Consider the following 9561-nt stretch of genomic DNA (forward strand, 5'->3'; position numbering starts at 1 on the left):
GATGGTGCACTCTGCCATACGTTTTGAACTGAAAGGAGATAGTCTGAGAAAAAATCATTAACTTTGCCGCATCAAAAGTGTCCCAGCCTCCTCCGGCGCACTGTCCCAGTCTGCTCCGGTTTTTCCAGTTGCACAAAGTAGTTATGTTATTCAATTGGCTGATAAACCCCATAATATTAAATCTAAGATTTAACCATTTGAGAAAATTTCACTCCACAAAGATAAACATCTAATCTATTGCCTTTTATCCAACAATTTGATATAAACTCATCTTCAGTTACTTTTATCTCTTTTGGCATATTCTGAATAAAATTTACGAGCTTAGGGTTGGCTGTAATAAGATGATTTCCCCTATCCTCTTTACCTGTTTTAAAATTATAATATTCAATGTCGTTATACTTCCAAAATAGATTTTGACATTTTGGAAGTATAGAGACTATGTGATCTCCGATTTCTACTACGAGATCCGATTCTAATTCAAACCTACAATAATATGGTTTTGTCGGATGTTGAAACTCAAAAGGCGTTTTTGCAGGAATTAGCAGCTTTTTCTCAATCTTGTTTAAAGAATGAATATACTCGATTAATGTAAAAACTTGCTCTAATTCTATTTTGTAGATTGGAAATGAAAGTCTTTGATAATGAGCGGATACATTAAGAATTAGCAACTTGGAATTATTAAATAATTTCTGCATTGATTTGTCTATCGCTTTCCCATTATCAGAATAGAATTTAATTAGTTTGGCCCATAATGTTTCTAAACTAACAAAGCCGCCGTCTGCCCTAACCTTTAATTCGTAAGGAAGCAGTTCTCCAATACATTGTTCTAACTCTTTTCTTGCATAAATAGCCGAAGTTTCATAATCTCCTATATCATAAAAGTGTATAGCTTTAGAAATATAGTCGCCATAGTTATCCAAAAGAATAGGGGCATTTTTTGAAGGACAATAGCTAATAGTTTTATATATCCATTCTGATTGATTTCCAGATTGCTTTATCGCTCTACAAATATATTCATAAAACGCTTTATCGTGAGTGAATAGATAAATTTTGTATTTATCTGAAATATCAAGTAAAAAATCTACCACTTTGGCGCGATTACTCATGTCAAGACTTATTAGCATATCGTCAAGTGCGAAGAATGCCCCAGGCGTGATAGCTGTAGGGGTCATACATGCAAACCTGACGGATAATGCAATAGCTGTCAGTCTTGCTTCGTTGAAATGAGATTGTGGCTTATAAATTAACTCTCCGTTTTCCTTTATTTCAATCCCTATTTTGGGCGTGAATAAAGTAACTCTGTCTATTTTTTTATTGTGTCTAACATTTCCATAATAAAGATAGAAATGTTCTTTCAATGTATTATCGGGATTATCGTCGCTATAAAATATTAACTTTATATCAAGATTTTTGTCTCCTTCATTCGCGAAATTGTTGCTATATATATTATTTACTTTTGTGTTAATCCTACTTATCAAATCACTTAATGACTTATTAAATAAGGATATTTTAGCCTGAAGGACTTTATTCCTCATGTCAATTTTTCCACTACAATCCCTTACAATTTCATCGTATAGATCAGCTAAAAACCGTGTTGTCCCTATGGGTATATGAAATGGTAAAATGTCTTTATAAAAAACATTCCACAAGTCTATTTCTTCAGAGTTTCTCGCTGAGTGGAATCGTGATATATAAGAATGATTAATGAATGCTGAATCTTTATTTAGCATCCTAATATCACTCTCGTCTCCGCCATTCACGGAAGCGAGTCCATCTCGGTCAAGTTGCCATATCTTACCATTATCTAATATCATTCGTATATATGGTTGATATGTATTGGCTTTTGCCTCATCAAATCTACTTTTATTAATTAGATTTTGGTCTTCGACCACAAAGTTGCCACTAACAAAATCTCCGGTTTTAAAATACTTAGCACCTTTGTCTTCTTTGAATACACTTTGCAATAACACATGCAAAGCGTAATAGAGTGAAGACTTGCCACTGCCGTTCTCCCCATAAATGAGGAGATTTTTGCCCTCGTTAAAATCTATTGAAAATGACTTCGGAAAAGCCTTAAAACCATCTATTTCTATTTGAGTTATGGTAGCCATATTTATGATAAAACTATAGTTCGTAATATTGGGGACTTAGATAACGATAATGAGTTTATCGTCTCAATAATACCCGTAGACTCAATTCTCAGATACAAATCCCAGATATTGTTTAGATTGATATTATTAAGTTGTTCTATAAAATTTTTGAGTACAGTGATTACAGAAATGTCAGTCATTTCTTCAGAAAGATAGATTTCATATATACAGCCATCTATCAATTTCTCAAATTCCGAGGATATATATGAGTTTTGAACAAGATAACTTGCTTGTTCACTTGTACTATTTAGCAATCTGATTATATCAACCAAATTTGCAATTATTGTTTGCATTTCGTCTGACGGAACTGCAATAGGAATTTGCTGCAAAGGCTCTTTATCTAATTGAAAATTTGCCCCTTGCATTTTCCCTTTATTTTTCAACCAAAACTCTATAAGTTTTGAGTTTAACAAACCTGTTAAGTATTTCATGTTAACCCTATTTGTCTTTATGACATAAAATGTAGCTGACATATAATTCTCTCCATTTGCATATGCAAAAATAGGTTTGCCAGCACACTTTCGTAGGGCTACTATTTTTTCGCCAATAAAAAAAGATTCTACTCTCGCTCGGTGCAATCCATATGGCTTATTATCTGATGAGATCACGTTTTTGAATCTATCCAAATGAGCCTTAAGATGTGGGTATGCATCCATGCTATGTGGATTTTTAAATATTGAAGTTGTGTAGATCAAATTTAAATCTGTTGGGCCTACTATATACCTGTTTACATAATCTGCCGAATTATAATACGGCTTAATAAACTTTGCCTCACTATTAGTCAGTGTTAAAGCATTAACTTCAGCATTTGACAATCCAAATATGCCCACTCCAATATCAAAACCATATTTTTGGGATAATTTTTTATTTATAAAGTCATAATGCGGATGTATTCCATTAGTTAATTCATGTTCTGCCAAAAATATATTGTTTTTTACATTGAGAATCTTTTCTAAAATATCATCAGATTGGCTAAAAGTAATGTTCTTGCCAATGAAGTTTGCTCTTCTAATTATAGGAGTATAATATTCTGCTTCGTTAGTCGTTTTATTGAGGATAGCAACCGCATCTTTCTCCGTTGCTTTATATGCGGTTAATTTCCTATAGTCAACAGGATAATTATCAGATACTTTATCTTTTTGGAACATCATAATCATCGTTTGAATACTTGCGCTTTCAAACATCATTACAGCACCGAAATCAATGATTTGTCGAATACGAGTTTCTTTGATTACCTTATCTCTCAATTTGCCGGCACCATAGCTTGTTGTCCAGTTATTTGTAGCGATAAAACATAATATCCCATTTTCAGACAGTAAGTCAAGTCCTATATTTGCGAACAGATACCAAATATCCATTTTGCCTTTATAATAAGGAGAGTTTTTGTATGGTTCAAAATATTCCTTTGACATTCTACCTTCTTTAATATATGGAGGATTGCCAATGATGATGTCAAATCCACCATTCTCAAAAACGTCTGCAAAGTATAGATGCCACAAGAAAAACGGTTTGTTTGTCATATCAATGTTGTCAACAGAGGCGTTTATATATGGAGTATTTCCGCCACATATTTTTATATGCTGCCGAATAGCTGTATCTATCTGCTTCTGAAGGTTGTATTTATGAATATGGTCTTTGGCTGTAAAATATAGCCGAATAATTCTGCGCATTTCCGCCAAAGATGCCAACTCTTCGTCAAACACAATAATTGATTGCAAATCATTCTTTTTGCATTTTAATGCTGATTTGCAAATATTCCCGTTTTTTGTCATAGGCAATAACTTACTCAAATCATACCCCATGAACTGCTCCAACAGAGAATTCCCCTGCATTATTTTGTAGTCCAGGTTAGGCAATGGCTGTGGCTTTTCGGCATCAACCACCAAAGCCAACCAAAAGCGTAGTCGGGCAATATCTACCGCTCCCTGTTCTATATCGACTCCAAAGATATTGTTTTGAATAATGGCGCGTTTCTCTTCTTCTGCAACAAAATCCTTTTTAGGATATGCAAAGGCATGTAGCAGATGCCGCGTATGATAGAGGACATTCAGCACACCCATAGGAAACGCACCGGAACCAATAGCCGGGTCGCACACTTTTATCTCTGCAAGCAAATCATATAATCTCTGTGCATTTGCTTTATCTTGCAGTTCAACAGATACCAGTTGCCTATTGATAAGGTCTGCTATTTGTGTGCCTAAATGACCGAGAAACAAATCATCTTTTGTGTGTTCCAACAAATATTGGATGACACTCTCACGGCTCATATATTGCACAATCTCTTTCGGTGTATAGAATGCTCCTTTGTCTTTGTTGTCTTCCAGAAGATTTTCAAAGATATGACCGAGCATTTCCGGGTCGATACCGACTTCGCTATCATCAGGGTCGTTCTCGTCAATGGTAAAATTGTATTGCGAGAAAAAGTCCATCAGATTCTTGAAATAGTCGTATGGGAAGTCAATATCGAGCCTGTCTATATTGTCCTTGTCAAACAGCCCTCCATTGAGGTATGGAATCTTGATATTCTCTCCAAGAATAGGATCAACCAAATCTTCGGGACGCGGTTCGTTCAAGGTGTTGAAGAATAACGGCTCCAAAACATCGCTCAACAAGCGTTCGTTCCCTTTATATCTACCGACAAGGTTGGCAAGATAGTTTTTGTCGCCGTCGCTCCAGTCCGAACGGGAAGCCGGCACACCCATCCATCCTTTTTTCTGAAGGAAATGGAGAAATACAATACGCCCGAGGAGTTTCTTGACATAATTGCGGTTCTGCTTGGTGTCAGAAAGCGTAGCAAGAAACATGGAGTATTGCTTTTTATACCCGTCGAAGAACTCTTTATTGAGACGCTCCACAGAAAATGCTTCTGTCACATCTGCAAGATACATAGACCCGTTTTTGCGCTTGTTTTCTGCCAGTTCATACAATCGGTTGGCGGCAGTGGTACACGTTTCATTCGGGCCTAATAAAAATGTATAGCGTTTGGGAGCGGTTTCGTTCTTTACGAGTTGACCGTCACTGTTGAACGACGTCTGTTTGGCTACATACGTCAGCCGATAATCCTCTTGAACGGATGAATAATACAGTACCAATGCGCCGTGAATCAAAGACTGATCAACATACTTGGCTGCAATATCACGTAGTCCTCTGCGATTACGGGCTATGACTATATTGTCGGCAACCTCAAACTTGAAGATAGCCAAAGAGCGACCATCGTCAAGGCGGATTGTACCGACTTGCCCGCCACTCTTTATGAGTGCGGCATCAATGGGTACCTCCTGCGAGAAGTATTCGACATTAGATGTTGAGAATATTCCGTCAAAAATCCTTTTCCATATTTGGAAATCGAAAGTAGACTGCAACGTATGTTTTAATTCCGTCTTATTCATGTTTCAATTATTATTAGATACTGAAACTTTCGGAAATAATAATCTCCGGAGTATTCTCTTTTTTATAATTCACTGTATTTGTTGCGGCAGAAGCAATCGGACGGATATCAATATTTTCAAGCGGGTAGGTGGTAATAATATTAATCAGCCGCTCCAATAACACAACAGGCTTGACCGCAACTTTTTTTGTTGAAGACTGGAGCTTGTTGACATCGCGCTGTAGCTGTTGGAACTTGCCTGTCGTTATTGCCCGTTTGGCTTTTGATATCAATAGCCGTTCTTGCTCGGACATGTCCGGTATCGACATGAAACCGTCGAGATAGGCGATTGCCTTCTTTTCATTGGGACCTTGGCTCGGATTAACTTTCTTGGTGACGGCCTTTGCCTGTTCCTCCGACTGTTTGAAAACAGCGATGGCTTTTGCCACCTGCTCATGATGCAGCTCATGAAGCGGCAAGGATTTCTCATCCACACGAGCTTCGAATTCTTTTGCCGCTTCTAAGAAAGTAAGGTCTTCTATGCTGCCGTCTTCCCGAATAAAGGTGAACGCATCCCTACGCTTGTTGCGAATAAACGTAATAGTGCATCGTGGGATAAGCTTATTCTTGCGTCCAACTCTCGCCCTCATAGGTAATTTGACAATACGTTTGATTAACTCCGGATCGTCAGCCTTCAGTTTACGCAGCCACATCAGATAACGCAGTTTCTCATCACGCTCCTCATCAATGGTTTTATCGAATAATCCAAAACTTTCGGGATTCTCATCGGTGGAGTATATCTGGCTGTCCTCTCCTAACGCCGCATGAAACGCAAACAATTTCATCTTTGCCTTCTTCTCCAAATCAATATCATTGTTAACCTTGGCAGTCGGGAAGAAGTTGAATATATGCACTTCTGATGCCGTGCTACCGATACGGTTTACACGACCAATGCGTTGCATAAGCCTTGTGGAGTTCCAAGGAGTGTCGTAATTGACAATAACATTGGCACGATGCAGATTGACTCCCTCTGCCAATACTTCGGTGGAGATAACAATGTTATAGTCATCTTTCCTTTCTCCGGTATAATTGGCATCGAAGTTTTCTTTAAGCACACTCATCATTTCGCCACGGTTTGCGCTCGTAACGGTCAATATCTTAGTAATCCCCTTCTTTTTAAGTTCAAAAGCAAGATATTCGGTGGTCTCTTTGCTTTCGGAGAATACCACTAATTTGCCCTCGTGGTTAATACCTTTATCAAACAGCTCATCATTGAGTACTCTGATAAACTCGTCTAACTTGGGGTCTTGTATTACTTTGTTCCAGGCAGTAACGAGTTCTTCCAAGATTTCCCCGTCCTGTTTAAGAGTTTTCAAGAATTCCGAGTCAAAATCATCCGGAGTGCAAATCTCTATTGTGGGGTCAGTGTACCGTGCCTCGTCAATCCGATGAATCAGCTCATCTTCCTTATCTGCCATTAGCAGCTCGTTGACATTCAAGTTTGGAGCAATGTATATTGTTCCTTTCTCAAACATATCAAGCATGACCTTATTGGCATTATAATAACGTCTCAAAGATTGCTTGAATGCCTCGAAACTGCTGTCGATGCGCTTGACAAGCAATGTTTTCATTATCCCTGCCAATTGGATAGAAACCAAATCTGCTTTGGGATATTTCTTCTTTTTATCACTGACAAGATATTTTATTGCCTGATATCTGAAATACTGTAATCTTTTGCTTAATGCCTCTATGGTTCTGTCGTATAACGCATCTAATTCCGTATCAAGCTGATAGTATATCTTTTTAGGAGCTGTTACTTTGGGGAAAACGATTCCTTGTTCTGCCAAATCTTTGCTGTATGCTTCATTTCCCATCAAGTCTGCACGAGTCCTCCTGACAGTAAGCGGTTCCACTACTTTTACCCGAATCTTTTCATAGATAGCCTTAACACCTTCTGCAATCTCATTGATATCCTTGAGTTTTTTCAGTTTCTTGTATTTATCGGTCTGTTCACGAAAAAAGCGTTGTAAGTTTCCTTCTTCCAAAGTACTGTCTTTGGAGTCTTGAAACAGATATACAAGATTGGCAATGTCTTCGGGTTTGTTATTAAGAGGGGTTGCTGAGATAAGAATAACTTTCTTATCGTGCAAAGATCCGTCATAACGAACCGTCTTGGTCTTACACAACTTCTGCAACTCATTGTACATAGAAGCTGTGTCGCTCCTGAATTTGTGAGCCTCATCAACAATAATTAGGTCATAAGTCTCCGGCGACTTGATTTTATGTAGACTTCCGTTAGTGATTACCTTAAAATTATCGAGTTTGAATGTCTCCAATGTCTCAATCCAACCGTCTTTCAGAGCAGGCGGAACGATTATCAGGGTATGAGATCTATGGGTCGGGAATCCATTGGAAAAGAAGAATCTTTTGGCAATGAGCGCAGCCACGACTGTCTTTCCCAATCCGACCACATCAGATAGGAAGAATCCATTATATTTCATCATCTTGGAATATCCGTCATTGACGGCATCAACCTGATACGAAAGTTTTTTATATCCCTTAGGCAAGTCTGAAATTGAATTCGGGTCAAAATCAATGCTCTTCCCAAAATACTCCAACAGTAACTTCAGATATATTTCGTAAGGGGTAAAGTCAGTATTGAGATAGGATTCTTTTTTAATCTTTTCAATATGGGTCAAATCTATTTCAACTGATTCTTCCCATAACCTCTCAAACGTTTCAGTAGCAAATTGGATGTCGTCATCATAACGGAGTTCCACATTGAACTCAAAATTGTTTTCGAGTCCGGCTTCGGTCAGGTTGCTGGATCCTGTGATAACCGAACCATATCCATGCGGGTGGTATACTTCTTCTCGGAATATATAAATCTTGGCATGGATATTTTGCTTGGGATGGATGCGCATGGTTATCCGACCGGACATGATGTCTTCGATAAACTGATACATGCCATCCTCAACCTCCTTATCATACTTTGCCTCCTGAATATTCTTCTTAATGTCATTAAAGAACTCTTCTTGGGACTGCTCCGCATTTGGATTAAAGAGAAGTCCTTGTTGGTTTGCCTGATAAGTGAGTTTATCCACATTGATACCTACCAATATGCGTATATGTGGCGTCTGCTGAATGAATTTGCGGATTTTAAAATAGCCGGAGGCACGAAAATAGCCGACAAGCGCATCGAAAAAATGCACCTGCTTATATTTGAATACCCCTTCAATCTTTTCAAGGAGTGTATTATCCTTTTCGTTCGTAAAAAAGTTCGTGCCCATTTTCAGACTTCTTTCCGGGTATTTATTAAATCCTTAGTTTCAATATTTAAAAGTTCTGCAATTCTCACAAGCATATCAAGGGAGGGTTGCATTCGGTTAGAACACCATCGGGAAACTGTTGCTTCATTCTTTCCGACTTGTTCGGCAAGCCACTTCCCGGTTTTACCATTCTCAACTAATGCAACCTTTATCCTATTGATTTTTCGCGATTCCATATCATTTAGCTTGTTGACGGATTACAATACTTTGACTTTGAACGCAAAAGTACAAATTATATTTGAGATATACGCCTTTGATGCTCAAAAAAGTGGCTTAAACGGCGAATTTTTGTCCGTTTTCCCATTCTCTGTGTATTACGAAAGACATTATATGCCTCTATTTTGTACGTTATGCCTTGTGGCTATATATTGAGAGATAAGAGAAAAATCTATTGCCATTATAATTGCGTTTCGGATTTTTCTTCGTATTTTTGCGCCAAGACGAGAGGTTTTGTTAAGCAACTCACAGCAAAGCGCAGAAATAGGCACGGTTGCCAATTCGTTACCCGAATTTTTGCCATTCTTTCCAACCTCTTATCTCTAAGGAGGTTATAAGATTCTTCCAGAATTACGAAAAATAGTTGAGATACTGTTATTTCCCACCACTGTCTCCTGCTTCCGCGAGCCGGAGCGCCTCGACACACTATCGCGTCTTACACAGACCGGAATTAAGGCGAAAACAAGAGCGTTTTTACGTATCGCGCCGACACGTTTTC

4 protein-coding genes are annotated in these 9561 nt (G+C 38.2%); all 4 read right to left on the reverse strand.

Annotated features, from left to right (window positions below; genetic code table 11):
* Window positions 1-182: 182 nt before the first annotated feature.
* The 4 genes from G7Y39_RS12590 to G7Y39_RS12605 are packed head-to-tail and all read right to left on the reverse strand — an operon-like array spanning window position 183 to window position 9022.
* On the reverse strand, window positions 183-2111 hold the full coding sequence (locus G7Y39_RS12590; RefSeq protein ID WP_165157797.1) for an AAA family ATPase: 1929 nt from the start codon (window positions 2109-2111) through the stop codon (window positions 183-185).
* Window positions 2112-2113: 2 nt separating this feature from the next.
* Window positions 2114-5539, reverse strand: coding sequence for an N-6 DNA methylase (locus G7Y39_RS13740; protein WP_241160054.1), 3426 nt, complete (start codon window positions 5537-5539; stop codon window positions 2114-2116).
* Between the two features lie 13 nt (window positions 5540-5552).
* Window positions 5553-8807, reverse strand: a complete 3255-nt coding sequence (locus G7Y39_RS12600; protein ID WP_165157798.1) for a helicase-related protein — start codon at window positions 8805-8807, stop codon at window positions 5553-5555.
* A 2-nt stretch (window positions 8808-8809) separates the two neighbouring features.
* Complete coding sequence (locus G7Y39_RS12605) at window positions 8810-9022, reverse strand: helix-turn-helix transcriptional regulator (RefSeq protein ID WP_165157799.1); 213 nt, start codon at window positions 9020-9022, stop codon at window positions 8810-8812.
* Window positions 9023-9561: the final 539 nt, after the last annotated feature.

Origin of the sequence: Parabacteroides sp. ZJ-118, assembly GCF_011038785.1 — a bacterium.
Lineage (GTDB): Bacteria > Bacteroidota > Bacteroidia > Bacteroidales > Tannerellaceae > Parabacteroides.